Consider the following 13,551-nt stretch of genomic DNA (forward strand, 5'->3'; position numbering starts at 1 on the left):
CTGTGGCAGCTCATTTTTGCCCCGCGTGAGACGTCTACGTCTCATTCGGGGTATGCTTGTCTCATGGCCATGGATCGTGACCAGGTGCTCCGCGACGCAGCAGCCCTGCTCTCCCGCAAATCGACCGCCACGATGGACGAGGTCGCCCGCGCCGCAGGCATCGGGCGCGCGACCCTCCACCGGCACTTCGCCGGGCGCGACGCCCTCGTACGGGCCCTCGAAGAACTCGGCATCCGCCAGTTCGAGGCGGCCTTCGACAACGCCCGCCTCGACGAGGGCACGGCGGTCGAGGCCCTGCGCCGGCTCGTCGCCGAGGCCGAGCGCGACGCCCAGCTGCTGGCCTTCCTCGTCACCGAGAACCAGCTCTTCGAGGGCGACCAGGTCAACGAGGGATGGTCCCGGCTCGACGCGCGCGTCAGCGCGCTCTTCCGGCGCGGCCAGGAGGAGGGCGACATCCGGATCGACCTGAGCCCCGCCTGGCTCACCGAGGCCCTCTACGGCCTCATCGGCACCTGCGCCTGGGCCGTCATGGACGGCCGGGTCGCCGCGAAGGACTTCCAGTACATGATCATCGAGCTGTTGCTCGGTGGCGCACGACGGAGCGTGGAGAAATGAGCCGCACAGAACAGCTGACGCACGGGCAGGGGACGGAGGCGAGCGGAGCCAAGGGGAGCAAGGGGCGCTGGCTGGCGCTCTCCGTGCTCGTCCTGGCCGTCCTGCTGGTCGCGGTCGACGCCACCGTACTCGGCCTCGCCACCCCCTCCCTCAGCGAAGACCTCAAGCCGTCCGGCACCCAGCTGCTGTGGATCGGCGACATCTACTCGTTCGTCATCGCCGGTCTGCTCGTCTCCATGGGCTCCCTCGGCGACCGCATCGGCCGCAAGAAGCTGCTCCTGGTCGGCGCCACCGCCTTCGGTGCCGTCTCCGTCCTGAACGCCTACGCCACCAGCCCCGAGATGATGATCGTGGCCCGGGCCCTGCTCGGCGTGGCCGGCGCGACGCTGATGCCCTCGACCCTCGCCCTGATCCGGAACATATTCCACGACGCCAAGGAGCGCAGCCTCGCCATCGGCATCTGGGGCGCCACCGCCTCGGCAGGCGCCGCGATCGGTCCCGTCGTCGGCGGAGCCCTGCTCCAGCACTTCTGGTGGGGCTCGGTCTTCCTCATCAACCTGCCCGTGATGATCGCCCTGGTCCTCGTCGGCAGCAAGCTGCTGCCCGAGTCCAAGAACCCGGTCGCCGGGCCCTGGGACCTGCTCAGCGTCGCCCTCTCGCTCGTCGGCGTCATCGGCGTCGTGTACGCCGTCAAGGAGATCGCCACGCACGGCATCACCCGGGGCGTCGCGGTCTCCGCCGCCCTCGGCGCCGCGTGCCTGTACGGCTTCGTCCGCCGCCAGTTCGGCCTGCCGTCGCCGCTCCTCGACATGCGGCTCTTCAAGCACCGCGGCTTCTCCGGCGCGGTCCTCGCCGACCTGCTGACCGTCTTCGGCCTCTCCGGCCTCGTCTTCTTCCTCTCCCAGTTCCTCCAGCTCGTCCAGGGCCGCGACCCCCTGGAGGCCGGCCTGGCCGAACTGCCCGCCGCCATCGGCGCGGTGGTCACCGGCCTGATCGCCGGCCGTTACGCCCGCCGGTACTCGGTACGGTCCATCGTCACCGGCGGTCTCGCGGCCATCGGGCTCGCGCTCGGCGCGCTCACCCTGATCCACAAGGAGAGCGGCTACCCGCTGCTCGGCGCGGCCCTGCTCGTCGTCGGCCTCGGCGCCGGCTTCTCCTTCACCGTCACCGCCGACGTCATCCTCTCCAGCGTCCCCAAGGAGCAGGCCGGTTCGGCCTCGGCCGTCTCCGAGACCGCGTACGAACTCGGCGCGGCCCTCGGCATCGCCCTGCTCGGCTCCGTCGTCACCGGCGTCTACCAGGGCTTCACCGCCCCGGCCTCGGTCCCCGGACCGGTCGCCGACGCCGCGCACGAATCGCTGGGCGGCGCCGTCGAAGCCGCCAAGGCGCTGGACCCCGCGACCGCGCAGACCATGGTCGGCGCCGCCCAGGACGCCTTCGTGGACGGTCTGCGGTTCGCCTCCGGCGTGGGCGCGGCCGTGCTGCTGGCGACCGCGGTGGCGGCCTGGTTCCTGCTCAAGGGGCAGAAGCTCCAGGACGGCATCGCGCACTGATCCCCTCAAGGGGTGGTTCCTGAACGGAGTTGACAGTCCGTCGACACGCAGGACACCATCCCCGCGATGGAGATCAACGAGCTGACCCCGGCGGAGCGCCGCGTATGGGAAGCCTTCCCGCGCGGGGAGGGCGTCGACTTCCGGGAGCACCCCGACGAGAACGGCTTCGGCGGCGCGCAGTGGGGGCCCGAGCGCACGCTGCGCGCCGAGGTGCTCAGCGCCCTGCTGCTCAGCCGGGTCACCGCTGCGGGCCAGGTCCCCGGGCTCAACGTCCGGGGCGCCCGGATCACCGGCAAGCTGAACCTCAAGTACGCGCTCGTCGAGCACGGCATCCGGCTGCGCGCCTGCTGGTTCGAGCGCAAGCCCCTGCTCTACGGGGCCCAGCTGCGCGCCCTCGTACTGTCCGACTCGGCGCTGCCCGGCCTGACCGCCTCCACCCTCGGCGTCGACCTCGTCCTGCGGCTGTCCTGCTGCCGCATCACGGGGCCGGTGCGGCTCCAAGGAGCCCGGATAACCGGCGGCCTCTTCCTCCAGCGGGCCGTCATCGGCGACCCGGACGCGCAGCAGGAGGCCGAGGAGCCCTCGCTCCAGTTCAACCACGCCGCCATCGGCACCGACGTCATCGCGATGGACCTCACCGTCCACGGCCAGACCCGGATCAACGGCGCCACCGTCGGCGGCCAGCTCAACCTCGACGGCGCCCGCCTGCTCGCCCCTGGTGGCACCGCCCTGCACGCCGAGACCCTGTCCGTCGGCACCGACCTGCGCGCCATGCGGCTGGAGGCCCGGGGGCGGGTCAACCTCACCGGCTCCCGCATACCCGGCCAGCTCAACCTCGCCCACGCGCGGCTCGCCAACCCCGGCGGCGTGGCGTTGCGCGCCTCCAGCTGCGTGATCGGCGAGGTGTGGCTGCGGTCCTGCGACACCATCCGCGGCGGGGTGAACCTGCGCCGCTCCCAGTTCGACCTGCTGCACGTGCCGCCCGGGACCTGGCCCGAGCAGATCCGCATCGACGGGCTCAGCTACCGCACCCTCGCCCCGCACCTGCCGCCCGAGGAGCGGCTGCCCGCGCTGGAGCGCGAGGAGTCCGGGTACCTCCCGTACGCGTACGAGCAGCTCGCGGCGGCCTACCGTACGGCCGGGGACGAGGCGGGCGCGCGGACCGTACAGCTCGCCAAGCTGCGCCGGCACCGGCGTACGCTGCCCCGGCACGCCAGGCTCTGGGGGCTGCTCCAGGACGCCACTGTCGGCTACGGCTTCCGGCCGCTGCGGGCGGCGGGCTGGCTGCTGGCGCTGCTGCTGACGGGGACGCTCGCGTACGGTCTGCACCCGCCGAGGGAGCTCAAGGCGGGGGAGGCACCGGAGTTCAACGCGGTGTTCTACACGATCGACCTGATGCTGCCGATCATCGGCTTCGGCCAGGAGGGCGCCTTCGCGCCGAGCGGCTGGTACCAGTGGCTCTCGTACGTGCTGATCGTGACCGGCTGGGTCCTCGCCACGACGACCGCGGCGGGCGTCAGCCGGTCACTCCAGCGTCAGTGACCGCTATGCGGCTTCCTTGGCCTTCGTCGCGTACATGTCGACGTACTCCTGGCCCGAGAGCCGCATGACCTCCGCCATCACCGAGTCGGTGACGGCGCGCAGCACGTAGCGGTCGCGGTCCATGCCCTCGTAGCGGGAGAACTCCATCGGCTCGCCGAAGCGGACGGTGACCCGGCCCGGGCGCGGCATGCCCTTGCCGCCCGGCTGGAGCTTGTCGGTGCCGATCACCGCGAAGGGGACCACGGGGGCGCCGGTCATCAGGGTCAGGCGGGCGATGCCGGTGCGGCCGCGGTAGAGGCGGCCGTCGGGGGAGCGGGTGCCCTCGGGGTAGATCCCGAAGACCTTGCCCTCTTCGAGGATGCGGCGGCCGGTCATCAGGGCGGCGACGCCGCCGTTGGCGCCGTCACGGTCGACCGGGATCATGCCGGACCCGGTGAAGAACCAGGCCATGGCGCGGCCCTTGACGCCCTTGCCCGTCACGTACTCGTCCTTGCCGATGAAGTGGACCGTACGGTCGCACAACAGCGGAAGGATCATGGAGTCGATGAAGGTGAGGTGGTTGCCCGCCAGGATCACCGGACCGGTGCCCGGGATGTTCTCGATGCCCTCCACCCGGGTGCGGAACATCATGCGCATGACCGGTCCGACAGTGGCTTTGATGAGCGATGTACGGAACAACGTGAGCCCTCCGGCATCGAAACGCGATTTTCGCACCACACGGGGGTAGTGCAGGTGAGGACGATACTCGCGGGTCAGCTCCGAGTGCACATCGGGTTCACGAGGTGGATACGCAGTGTTGACGCACGTTTCCGCCATGTTCCCCGCAGGCCCACCCCCGCGCCACCGGCCGCTGCCTACGATCGGCACGCCGAACGGGGCCGCTCGGACCGGCAGATCCCGGGTACCGACCGGCCCTCTCAGACGACTGGAGTGGCACTCATGACGCAGGGTGGGGCAGCACGGCGCACGGTCCTGGGGGCGGCCGTCCTGGCAGCGGGCGGCGGCATGGCCGGGCTCTCGGCGGGATCCGCCTCGGCGGCGCCGGCAGCGGACGGGGCACAGGCGGCGGAGGCGGCGTACGCCGACGACCTGCGGCGCGGAGGCGGCTACCGGGAGCTCCCCGTCCCGCTGGTCATCGGCCACCGCGGGGCCAGCGGCTACCGGCCCGAGCACACCCTCGGCTCGTACCAGCTCGCCCTCGACCTGGGCGCGGACGTCGTCGAGCAGGACCTGGTGCCCACCAAGGACGGCCACCTCGTGTGCCGCCACGAGAACGAGATCGGCGGCACCACCGACGTCGCCGACCACCCCGAGTTCGCCTCCCGGCGTACGGCCAAGTCGGTCGACGGGGTCGCGGTCACGGGCTGGTTCACCGAGGACTTCACGCTCGCCGAGCTGAAGACCCTACGGGCGAAGGAACGTATCCCCGCCGTCCGCCAGCGCAACACGCTCTACGACGGCCGGTGGGACGTGCCCACCTTCGAAGAGGTGCTGCGCTGGGCCGACCGCGAGGGCAAGCGGCGCGGCAAGCGCGTCTGGCTGCACGTCGAGACCAAGCACCCCACATACTTCCGGTCCCTGGGCCTCGGCCTCGAAGAGCCCCTCGCCAAGCTGCTGCGCCGCTACGGCCGCGACGGGCGGGGTGCCCCGCTCTTCCTCCAGTCCTTCGAGCCCTCCAGCATCCAGCGGCTCTCCCGGCTGGTCTCCGCCCCGCGCGTGGTCCTGCTGTCCGCCGCCGGCACCCGGCCCTGGGACTTCGAACAGGCCAAGGACCCGCGGACGGTGTCGGACCTGGTCAAGCCCGAGGGCCTGAAGTGGATCGCCGGATTCGCCCAGGGCATCGGCCCCACGATGGACCTGATCCTCCCGCGCGACGCGGCGGGCAAGCTCGGCGCCCCGACCACGCTGGTCAAGGACGCCCACGCCCGGGGGCTGGTGCTGCACCCCTACACCGCGCGCAACGAGAACACCTTCCTGCCGGCCGAGTACCGCAAGGGCACCGACCCGAACGCGTACGGGGACGCCTTCGGCGCCTTCAAGACGTACTTCGAGCAGGGCATCGACGGCATCTTCACGGACAACGCGGACACCGGACTCCTCGCGGCCGAGGCCTTCCGCCCGGGCCGCGGCCGCTAGGCCGTGTCTTTTGGATCCGGCCTGATCCGAAAGACACGGCCTAGACGCGTGGGGGCGGCTTTCGGCCAACGCCCGAGGCCCCGCACCGTCAACAGATAAGCGGAATATCACGTACGGGTGGGCTGTGCCGGGTGTGGAAACCGCCGGGCACGGCCCGCGCGTCCCGCCCGGCATGGACCTGCTGAAGGACTCCGACCTCCTGAACGAACTGGGGCCGCTGCTCTCCGCCGAGGCGGCCGCGGAAGCCCCGGGCGCCGGAGTGGAAGCGGCCGACCTGGAGCAAGCCGTCTGGGTCAGGCTGCTGGAACACGACCCCGCCCCCGCCGAACCTGCCCGCTGGCTGCGCCGCGCGGTGCGGGCCGAAGCCCGGCTCGCCCGGCGCCGCGCCCGCCGCGAGATCCCGTACGGCTGCCGGCCCGGCAGCGCGGGCGCCGAACCCGAAGTCGCCCTGCTGGACGGGGAGGAGAACCGTGCTCTCCGATCGGCCGTCGCCCGATTGCCCGGACGGTGTCCGGAGCTCATGGGGGCACTTCTTTCGCCCAGAGACCTCACTTACCGTGAAATCGCAGGAGAGTTGGGTATCTCACAAGGAAGTTTGGGACCCGTCCGTTCCCGTTGCCTGGGATGTCTGCGCAGAATGCTCGCGTGAGGTTGCGGCTCCTCGCCTTCGGGGAAGGGAGCGGTAGACCAATGGGCTACCAGGTGAGCGGGAGGCATGCGCACATGGGCATGAGCGTGACCATTTCGGCGGCAGCTGCCGAGGACACTGAGCAGATCCTCAAACTGCAGTACCTGGCGTTCCAGCGTGAGGCCGAGCTGTACGGCAACTACCGCATCCAGCCGCTCACCCAGACCCTGGACTCCCTCAAGGCGGAGCTGGAGTCGGACACGGTGCTCGTGGCCCGGCTCGGCGACGAAGTGGTCGGCACCGTGCGCGGCAGCGTCGACGAGGACGGCACCGGCAAGATCGCCAAGCTCTGCGTCCACCCGCGCCTGCAGGGCCACGGGCTCGGCGCCCGGCTGCTGCGCGCCGTCGAGGAGGCCCTCGCGGGCCACGCCGAGACCACCCGCTTCCGCCTGCACACCGGCCACAAGAGCGAGTCCAACCTGCGCCTCTACCGCAAGGCCGGCTACGTACAGGTCGGCGGCCGCACGGCCTCCGACGGCGTCCGCCTGGTCATCCTGGAGAAGGAGGCCACCGACGCGGCCGACTTCGCGGTCAGCGCCTGACGCCGGTGACCCCTGCGCGCGGCGCTCAGCGCTTGGCGCGCAGCCAGAGCATCCCGGTGATCGGCAGGATCACCGGGATGAACAGGTAGCCCATCCCGAAGTCCGACCAGACGGTCGCGTCCGGGAAGGCCTCGGGGCGCACCAGTGTCCAGGTGCCCACGGCCAGTACGCCCGCCAGCTCGGCGGCGCAGCAGAACAGCGCCGCCCTGCGGGCCGTCTCCCCGCCGCGCACCAGCGAGTACGTGATGAACGCGTAGACCAGGGCCGCCGCGCCGGACAGCGAGTACGCCAGCGGCGCCCGGTCGAACTCGGTGGAGATCTGGTAGGCCGAGCGCGACAGCGCCCCCACCACCATCACCCCGTACAGCCAGACCAGCAGCAGTCCGGGTCCGGAGACCAGCCGCTTGCGTCCGCCCGGAGTGGCGGTCGTCGTGTCAGGCACCGGGGGTCCCCCAGATGTCGTAGAGGCGTACTTCGAGGACGGCGAGGACGAGCGCGCCCGCGGCCACCGTCACCGAGCCCCACTTGGTCCGCTCGCTGAGCGAGAGCAGCCCGGCGGCGGGGACCGCCGCGAAGGCGCCCACCAGGTAGGCCACGAAGATCACCGTGCCCTCGTCGGGCTTGCCGCCCCGAGCCAGCTCGACCACGCCGATCACCAGCTGGGCCAGGGCCAGCAGGGTCACCACGCCCATGCCGATGAAGTGCCAGTCCTTGGTGGGCTGGTCCCGCAGGGCGGCGAATCCGCACCAGGCGGCGAGGGCGAGTGCGGCCGCGCCGAGGGCGACCGTCAGGGCGTCGAGCATGCAGCGAGGGTATTACGGGCCGAAAGGCCCGGTGCGCGCGCCCCTGGGCGCGGGCTCTGCCGGCGGCGCTCCGGGCCGGGGCGGACCCGGCCCGCTGCACCGGGGCGCGGACCGTGGCCTTGACCACAACGCACCCCTCCGCAGAGCTCCGTGCGTGCCTGGTCGTACGGGGTCTGCCGGCCGTGTCCGCGCAGGTCAGCGACGGGGGTGTCACGGTGTCGGCGGACGGCCGGGGCTGACCGGTGTTGTCCGGTATGCGGCCGGATTCCGTCCGCTATTCGGACAGCTTTGATCGGTGACGGGATACGTCTGCTTTACTTGGGCCCATGACCACGACGAGCAGCCGCACCCTTGCGACCGAGGCGACGATGACGCCCGGTGCTCGTTGTATGTGTCGAATGTGCGCCTTCTGAGGGCCCCTCTCCTGAGTCTCGCGCCCCGAAGCGAGACCCGGCCGAGCCCGTCCAGACACCCCGGACCGCTCCTGCCCCGCGCACGCGTCGACGCCGACCATTTGTGACGGTTCGACCCGTATCGCGTCCCCAGATGTTTGCCCCGTGCCGGCACCCCGCTGCGCCGCGCACTCGACAGCGACGGAATTCCTGTGATCACCACATCGGGCCTCACGAAGGTCTACCAGTCCCGTGGCCGCGAGGTCACCGCCCTGGACGGCGTCGATCTGCACGTCCGCGAGGGCGAGGTATACGGAGTCATCGGCCAGAGCGGCGCCGGCAAGTCCTCCCTGATCCGCTGCGTGAACCTGCTGGAGCGCCCCACCACCGGCACCGTGAGCGTCGACGGCGTCGACCTCACCGCGCTCGCCGGCCGCGGCCGCCGCGCCGGCAAGGAGCTCCGCGAGGCCCGCAGCCGCATCGGCATGGTCTTCCAGCACTTCAACCTGCTGTCCTCGCGCACCGTCCAGGGCAACATCGAACTGCCGCTGGAGATCCTCGGCGTCTCCGGCCGCGAGCGCTCCCGCAAGGCCCTCGAACTCCTCGACCTCGTCGGCCTCGCCGACAAGGCCAAGGCCTACCCCGGCCAGCTCTCCGGCGGCCAGAAGCAGCGCGTCGGCATCGCCCGCGCCCTGGCCGGCGACCCCAAGGTGCTCCTGTCCGACGAGGCCACCAGCGCCCTGGACCCCGAGACCACCCGCTCGATCCTCCAGCTGCTGCGCGACCTCAACCAGCAGCTCGGCCTGACCGTCCTGCTCATCACCCACGAGATGGACGTCGTCAAGACCGTCTGCGACTCGGCCGCCCTCATGAAGCAGGGCCGGATCATCGAGTCCGGCACCGTCGCCGAACTGCTCGCCACCCCCGGCTCCGAGCTCGCCGCCGAACTCTTCCCCGTCAGCGGCGCCGCCACCGGCCCCGACCGCACGGTCGTCGACGTCACCTTCCACGGTGAGGCCGCCACCCAGCCGGTCATCTCCCAGCTGTCGCGGACGTACAACATCGACATCTCGATCCTCGGCGCCGCGATGGACACCGTCGCCGGCCGCCAGATCGGCCGCATGCGGATCGAGCTGCCCGGCCGCTACGAGGACAACGTCGTGCCCGTCGGCTTCCTGCGCGAGCAGGGCCTGCAGGTCGACGTCGTCGACGATCCCGAAGACGCCGACGCCGAGCTCGCCCAGCTCGTCAAGGATGGTGCCCAGTGACCTGGTCCGAGATGCAGCCCCTGCTCACCCAGGGCACGTACGACACCCTCTACATGGTGCTGTGGTCCACCCTGGTGACCGTCCTCGGCGGACTGCCGATCGGCATCCTCCTCGTCCTCACCGACAAGGGCGGCCTCCTGCAGAACCGGCCGCTCAACAAGGTCCTCGGCGTGATCGTGAACATAGGCCGCTCGCTGCCGTTCATCATCCTGCTGATCGCCCTGATCCCGGTCACCACCGCGGTCGTCGGCACCTTCATCGGCCCCACCGCGATGATCGTCCCGCTGGCCATCGGCGCCATCCCCTTCTTCGCGCGCCTCGTCGAGACGGCCGTCCGCGAGGTGGACCACGGCCTGATCGAGGCCGTCGAGTCCATGGGCGGCGGCGTTCCCACCCTCGTGGGCAAGGTGCTGCTCCCGCAGGCCCTGCCCTCGCTGGTCGCAGCCGTGACCACCACCCTGATCACCCTGATCGGGTACTCCGCCATGGCCGGCGCGGTCGGCGGCGAAGGCCTCGGCTCCAAGGCCATCACCTACGGCTTCCAGCGCTTCGAGACCGGCTTCATGCTCGCCACCGTCGTGGTCCTGATCGCCATCGTCACGGTGATCCAGCTGATCGGCGACGGCGTGGTACGCCTCCTCGCCCGGCGCGGCCGGACAGCCTGAACCGGGCCCACCGCCCCCCGAACCTCCCCCCCCGAAAGCCCGCACTTGTCGTGCTTGGGCCTCCATCCGGAAAAAGCAAGAAAGGCACTCTTCGTGCGTAAGAACATCAAGGCCACCGCCTTCGCCGCCGCCACCGCCGCGCTCGCCCTCGGCCTCACCGCCTGCGGCAGCTCCTCGGACCCGTCCTCCACCAAGGCCGACGGCGGCAAGGCCGACGAGAGCAAGCCGCTCGTCATCGCGGCCTCCCCGAGCCCGCACGCCGACGTCCTGAACTTCGTCAAGGACAAGCTGGCGGCCAAGGAGGGCCTCAAGCTCGAGGTGAAGGAGTTCACGGACTACGTGCTCCCCAACACCGCCACCGAGCAGGGCCAGGTCGACGGCAACTACTTCCAGCACAAGCCGTACCTCGACGACTTCAACAAGAAGAACGGCACCCACATCGTGCCCGTCGTGAACGTGCACCTGGAGCCCCTCGGCCTCTACTCCAAGAAGGTCAAGGCCCTCGCCGACATCAAGGCCGGCCAGACCATCGCCGTCCCCAACGACACCACCAACGAGGGCCGCGCGCTCCAGCTGCTCGCCGCGAACAACCTGATCACCCTCAAGGAAGGTGTCGGCACCGGCGCCAAGCTGTCCGACATCACCGACAAGAAGGGCCTGGAGTTCAAGGAGCTGGAGGCCGCCACGGTCCCGCGCGCCCTGAACGACGTGGACGCCGCGGTCATCAACGGCAACTACGCCCTGGAGGCCAAGCTCTCGCCCGCCAAGGACGCGCTGGTCCTGGAGAAGGCGGAGGGCAACCCGTACGCCAACTTCCTCGCGGTGAAGGCCGGCAACGAGAAGGACCCGCGGATCGAGAAGCTCGCCAAGCTCCTCAACTCCGACGAGGTCAAGAAGTTCATCGAGGACAAGTACCAGGGCTCGGTCATCCCGGCCTTCGGCGCCCCGAAGTCCTGATCCAGAACCGCTGATCGGCCCCGTACGCCCCCTCGGCGTGCGGGGCCGAGCGCTGCCCGCTTCCGGGCAACCCGCCCGCCACATCACACCGCCGATGCTGCATGCTGTGCCTACGGCCCGCACAAAGGTCCAGCAACGGCATGGAGCTGCGCATGACTACCACCTTCCCGGACGTCACCATCAGCACGGACCGGCTGGTGCTGCGCCCCTTCGACGGGGAGGACGTCACCGCGCTCGCCGAGATGATGAACGACGAGCACGTCATCGCCTGGACCTCCGTGCCGCACCCCTACACGCACGCCGACGCCCACGCCTGGGCCACCCGGCACTCCCACGCGGAGCGCACGGAGGGCAGAGGCATCGTTTTTGCCGTCACCGAGTTCCTCACCCAGCGCCTCGTCGGAATCGTGCACCTCAAGAACACCAACTGGCGCACCCGCAGCACCGAGGTCGGTTACGTCACCGCACCCTGGGCCCGCGGCGAGGGCTACGCCAGCGAGTCCGTACTCGCCGCCGCCCAATGGCTCTTCCACGACCAGGGCTTCGAACGCCTCGAACTGCGCACCGCCGCCGACAACACCGCCTCCCAGCAGGTGGCCCAGAAGATCGGCTGCATCAGCGAAGGCGTCCTGCGCAATGCCTGGATGGTGCGCACCCGGCCCGAAAACGGAACAGACGGCTCCTGGACGGACACCCGCACCGACCTCATCGTCTGGAGCCTGCTCCCCGAGGACATCGACGACATGGAGCAGTCGGACGGCTACAACGGCTACAACGGCCACGACGACTACGGATACGGCCGCGGCGCCCAGGCGGGCGCCGGCGGCTACGCCGTCGGCGCCGACTGGAGCTGACCGGGCCGACCCTATGACCAGGTAGTCTCACCGTGCCTGGTGGCCCGCCCGCCGGCCCCTGCGGACGAAGCTCCGCCCGCCCCCACCCCAGGAGACTGACGACGATGGCCGACCGGGTCACGGTGATCGGCTGGGACGGCTCGCCCCTGACCGCGGCCGCCCGGTCCGCGCTCTCCGCCGCCACCCTCGTGGCCGGTGCCGCCCACCACCTCGCCCTTCCCGAGGTGCCGCCCACTGCCGAGCGCATCCGCCTGGGCAGCCTCGGCCTGGCCGCCCGCCGTATCGCCGGCCACCGCGGCACCGCCGTCGTCTTCGCCGACGGGGACCCCGGCTTCTTCGGCGCCGTACGCATCCTGCGCGCCCCGGAGCACGGCCTCGAGGTCGAAGTCGTCCCCGCCGTGTCCGCCGTCGCCGCCGCCTTCGCCCGCGCCGGGATGCCCTGGGACGACGCCCAGATCGTCGTCGCCCACCCCCGTACGCTGCGCCGCGCCGTCAACGTCTGCCGCGCCCACGGCAAGGTCGCCGTCCTCACCTCGCCCGGCGCCGGCCCCGCCGAACTCGCCCTGCTGCTCGGCGGGGTCCACCGCACCTTCGTCATCTGCGAGGAGCTCGGCACCGCCGGGGAGCAGGTGACCGTCCTGACCTCCGACCGGGTCGCCGACCACAGCTGGCGCGACCCCAACGTCGTGATCGTCATCGGCGGACAGGCCGCCGCTCCCGCCCCCGCCACCTCCGCCGCACCCTCCGCCACGGCCGCCGACCCGGCCTGGCTGCTCGGCCAGAGCGCCGCCCACTCCGGCCCGCGCGGCTGGGCCCGGTCCGCAGCCGACGCGGCCGAGGGGGAGTCGGCGCTGCTGCGCGCCGCCCAGCTCGCCCGGCTCGGCCCGCGCACCGGCGACCTCGTCTGGGACATCGGCACCGGCTCAGGCGCCCTCGCCGTGGAGGCCGCCGCGTTCGGCGCCGCCGTCATCGCCGTCGACGCCGACCCGCGCGCCTGCGAACGCGCAACTGCCGCCGCCCGCAACCGGGGCGTACAGGTCCAGGTCGTCGCCGGGCGCGCACCACACGTACTGGAGGACCTCCCCGAACCCGACGTCGTCCGCGTCGGCGGCGGGGGAGCCGCGGTCGCCCGGGCCGTCGCCGACCGCCGCCCCGAACGGATCGTCAGCCACGCCTCCACCCGCGACGAGGCGGAGGCGATCGGCCGCGCGCTCACCGAGGGCGGCTACACCGTCGAGTGCGCGCTCCTCCAGTCGGTGGGCCTGGACACCCGTACCTGGAGCGAACAGGACCGTTCCGTCGTCTTCCTCCTGGCAGCCGAACGCCCCGTGAACCGCTAGAGCGGAGGCCGGGGTAGGCTGGCCGATCGTCGTACCGCCCTGGCACCTCCGGGGGTGACGGCACCGCCGGACGCGCGACGTGGCGCAGTCCACAGCGCACCATGCCGGTTATGGCCGCCATGGTGGCTAACGGGCGCGACAATGCTTACGGGTTGTCGTGCGGGGCGTGCGCGCGACGGACACGTCGTACGGCAAC

The 13,551-nt window shown here is 71.4% G+C and carries 13 protein-coding genes and 1 pseudogene; 11 read left to right on the forward strand and 3 right to left on the reverse strand.

What is annotated here, in order from left to right:
* The first annotated feature begins 63 nt into the window (after positions 1–63).
* From IF02_RS0115670 to IF02_RS0115680, 3 genes are all read left to right on the forward strand, one after another.
* The gene (locus IF02_RS0115670) at positions 64–615 is read left to right on the forward strand and encodes a TetR/AcrR family transcriptional regulator (protein WP_030157296.1); all 552 of its coding nucleotides are present in this window, start codon (positions 64–66) and stop codon (positions 613–615) included.
* On the forward strand, positions 612–2,168 hold the full coding sequence (locus IF02_RS0115675) for an MFS transporter (RefSeq protein ID WP_030157298.1): 1,557 nt from the start codon (positions 612–614) through the stop codon (positions 2,166–2,168). The genes IF02_RS0115670 and IF02_RS0115675 overlap by 4 nt, the downstream gene beginning before the upstream one ends.
* A gap of 66 nt (positions 2,169–2,234) precedes the next feature.
* On the forward strand, positions 2,235–3,710 hold the full coding sequence (locus IF02_RS0115680; RefSeq protein ID WP_030157300.1) for a hypothetical protein: 1,476 nt from the start codon (positions 2,235–2,237) through the stop codon (positions 3,708–3,710).
* Between the two features lie 3 nt (positions 3,711–3,713).
* On the opposite strand, the gene IF02_RS0115685 is transcribed toward IF02_RS0115680, so the two are convergent.
* Entirely contained in the window at positions 3,714–4,346 is a 633-nt protein-coding gene (locus tag IF02_RS0115685) for a lysophospholipid acyltransferase family protein (RefSeq protein WP_030157301.1), read from the reverse strand.
* 303 nt (positions 4,347–4,649) lie between these two features.
* Between IF02_RS0115685 and IF02_RS0115690 the strand changes: the two genes are divergently transcribed.
* From IF02_RS0115690 to IF02_RS0115700, 3 genes and pseudogenes are all read left to right on the forward strand, one after another.
* Positions 4,650–5,846, forward strand: a complete 1,197-nt coding sequence (locus tag IF02_RS0115690; RefSeq protein WP_030157303.1) for a glycerophosphodiester phosphodiesterase — start codon at positions 4,650–4,652, stop codon at positions 5,844–5,846.
* A gap of 172 nt (positions 5,847–6,018) precedes the next feature.
* Positions 6,019–6,532, forward strand: a pseudogene (locus IF02_RS0115695) (sigma-70 family RNA polymerase sigma factor).
* Between the two features lie 37 nt (positions 6,533–6,569).
* On the forward strand, positions 6,570–7,076 hold the full coding sequence (locus IF02_RS0115700) for a GNAT family N-acetyltransferase (RefSeq protein WP_030157307.1): 507 nt from the start codon (positions 6,570–6,572) through the stop codon (positions 7,074–7,076).
* A 25-nt stretch (positions 7,077–7,101) separates the two neighbouring features.
* On the opposite strand, the gene IF02_RS0115705 is transcribed toward IF02_RS0115700, so the two are convergent.
* Together IF02_RS0115705 and IF02_RS0115710 are read right to left on the reverse strand one after the other, a co-directional pair.
* Positions 7,102–7,518, reverse strand: coding sequence for a hypothetical protein (locus IF02_RS0115705; RefSeq protein WP_030157308.1), 417 nt, complete (start codon positions 7,516–7,518; stop codon positions 7,102–7,104).
* A complete protein-coding gene (locus tag IF02_RS0115710) occupies positions 7,511–7,879 on the reverse strand; it encodes a hypothetical protein (RefSeq protein ID WP_030157310.1) in 369 nt (122 codons plus the stop codon). Before IF02_RS0115710 ends, IF02_RS0115705 begins: the two co-directional genes overlap by 8 nt.
* A 604-nt stretch (positions 7,880–8,483) precedes the next feature.
* On the opposite strand from IF02_RS0115710, the gene IF02_RS0115715 reads away from it, so the two are divergent.
* The 5 genes from IF02_RS0115715 to cbiE all read left to right on the forward strand — a co-directional run bounded on the left by IF02_RS0115715 (position 8,484) and on the right by cbiE (position 13,355).
* Entirely contained in the window at positions 8,484–9,539 is a 1,056-nt protein-coding gene (locus IF02_RS0115715; RefSeq protein ID WP_030157312.1) for a methionine ABC transporter ATP-binding protein, read from the forward strand.
* Positions 9,536–10,204 (forward strand): methionine ABC transporter permease, encoded by a 669-nt coding sequence (locus IF02_RS0115720; RefSeq protein WP_030157314.1) that lies wholly within the window; start codon positions 9,536–9,538, stop codon positions 10,202–10,204. The genes IF02_RS0115715 and IF02_RS0115720 overlap by 4 nt, the downstream gene beginning before the upstream one ends.
* 93 nt (positions 10,205–10,297) lie before the next feature.
* Entirely contained in the window at positions 10,298–11,161 is an 864-nt protein-coding gene (locus tag IF02_RS0115725) for a MetQ/NlpA family ABC transporter substrate-binding protein (RefSeq protein ID WP_030157316.1), read from the forward strand.
* A gap of 152 nt (positions 11,162–11,313) precedes the next feature.
* Positions 11,314–12,015, forward strand: coding sequence for a GNAT family N-acetyltransferase (locus tag IF02_RS0115730; protein WP_037836405.1), 702 nt, complete (start codon positions 11,314–11,316; stop codon positions 12,013–12,015).
* 104 nt (positions 12,016–12,119) lie between these two features.
* Positions 12,120–13,355 (forward strand): precorrin-6y C5,15-methyltransferase (decarboxylating) subunit CbiE, encoded by a 1,236-nt coding sequence (gene cbiE / locus IF02_RS0115735; protein ID WP_030157319.1) that lies wholly within the window; start codon positions 12,120–12,122, stop codon positions 13,353–13,355.
* Positions 13,356–13,551 lie beyond the last annotated feature (196 nt).

The sequence above is a fragment of the Streptomyces sp. NRRL S-244 genome (assembly GCF_000717915.1).
GTDB lineage: Bacteria > Actinomycetota > Actinomycetes > Streptomycetales > Streptomycetaceae > Streptomyces.

Excerpts from the sequence above, each read along its gene's own strand:
- IF02_RS0115675 (WP_030157298.1), top strand. The coding sequence starts at position 612 with ATGAGCCGCACAGAACAGCTGACGCACGGGCAGGGGACGGAGGCGAGC.
- IF02_RS0115670 (WP_030157296.1), top strand. The coding sequence starts at position 64 with ATGGCCATGGATCGTGACCAGGTGCTCCGCGACGCAGCAGCCCTGCTC.
- IF02_RS0115700 (WP_030157307.1), top strand. The coding sequence starts at position 6,570 with ATGGGCATGAGCGTGACCATTTCGGCGGCAGCTGCCGAGGACACTGAG.
- IF02_RS0115685 (WP_030157301.1), bottom strand. The coding sequence starts at position 4,346 with ATGCGCATGATGTTCCGCACCCGGGTGGAGGGCATCGAGAACATCCCG.
- IF02_RS0115730 (WP_037836405.1), top strand. The coding sequence starts at position 11,314 with ATGACTACCACCTTCCCGGACGTCACCATCAGCACGGACCGGCTGGTG.
- cbiE (WP_030157319.1), top strand. The coding sequence starts at position 12,120 with ATGGCCGACCGGGTCACGGTGATCGGCTGGGACGGCTCGCCCCTGACC.
- IF02_RS0115680 (WP_030157300.1), top strand. The coding sequence starts at position 2,235 with ATGGAGATCAACGAGCTGACCCCGGCGGAGCGCCGCGTATGGGAAGCC.
- IF02_RS0115690 (WP_030157303.1), top strand. The coding sequence starts at position 4,650 with ATGACGCAGGGTGGGGCAGCACGGCGCACGGTCCTGGGGGCGGCCGTC.
- IF02_RS0115710 (WP_030157310.1), bottom strand. The coding sequence starts at position 7,879 with ATGCTCGACGCCCTGACGGTCGCCCTCGGCGCGGCCGCACTCGCCCTC.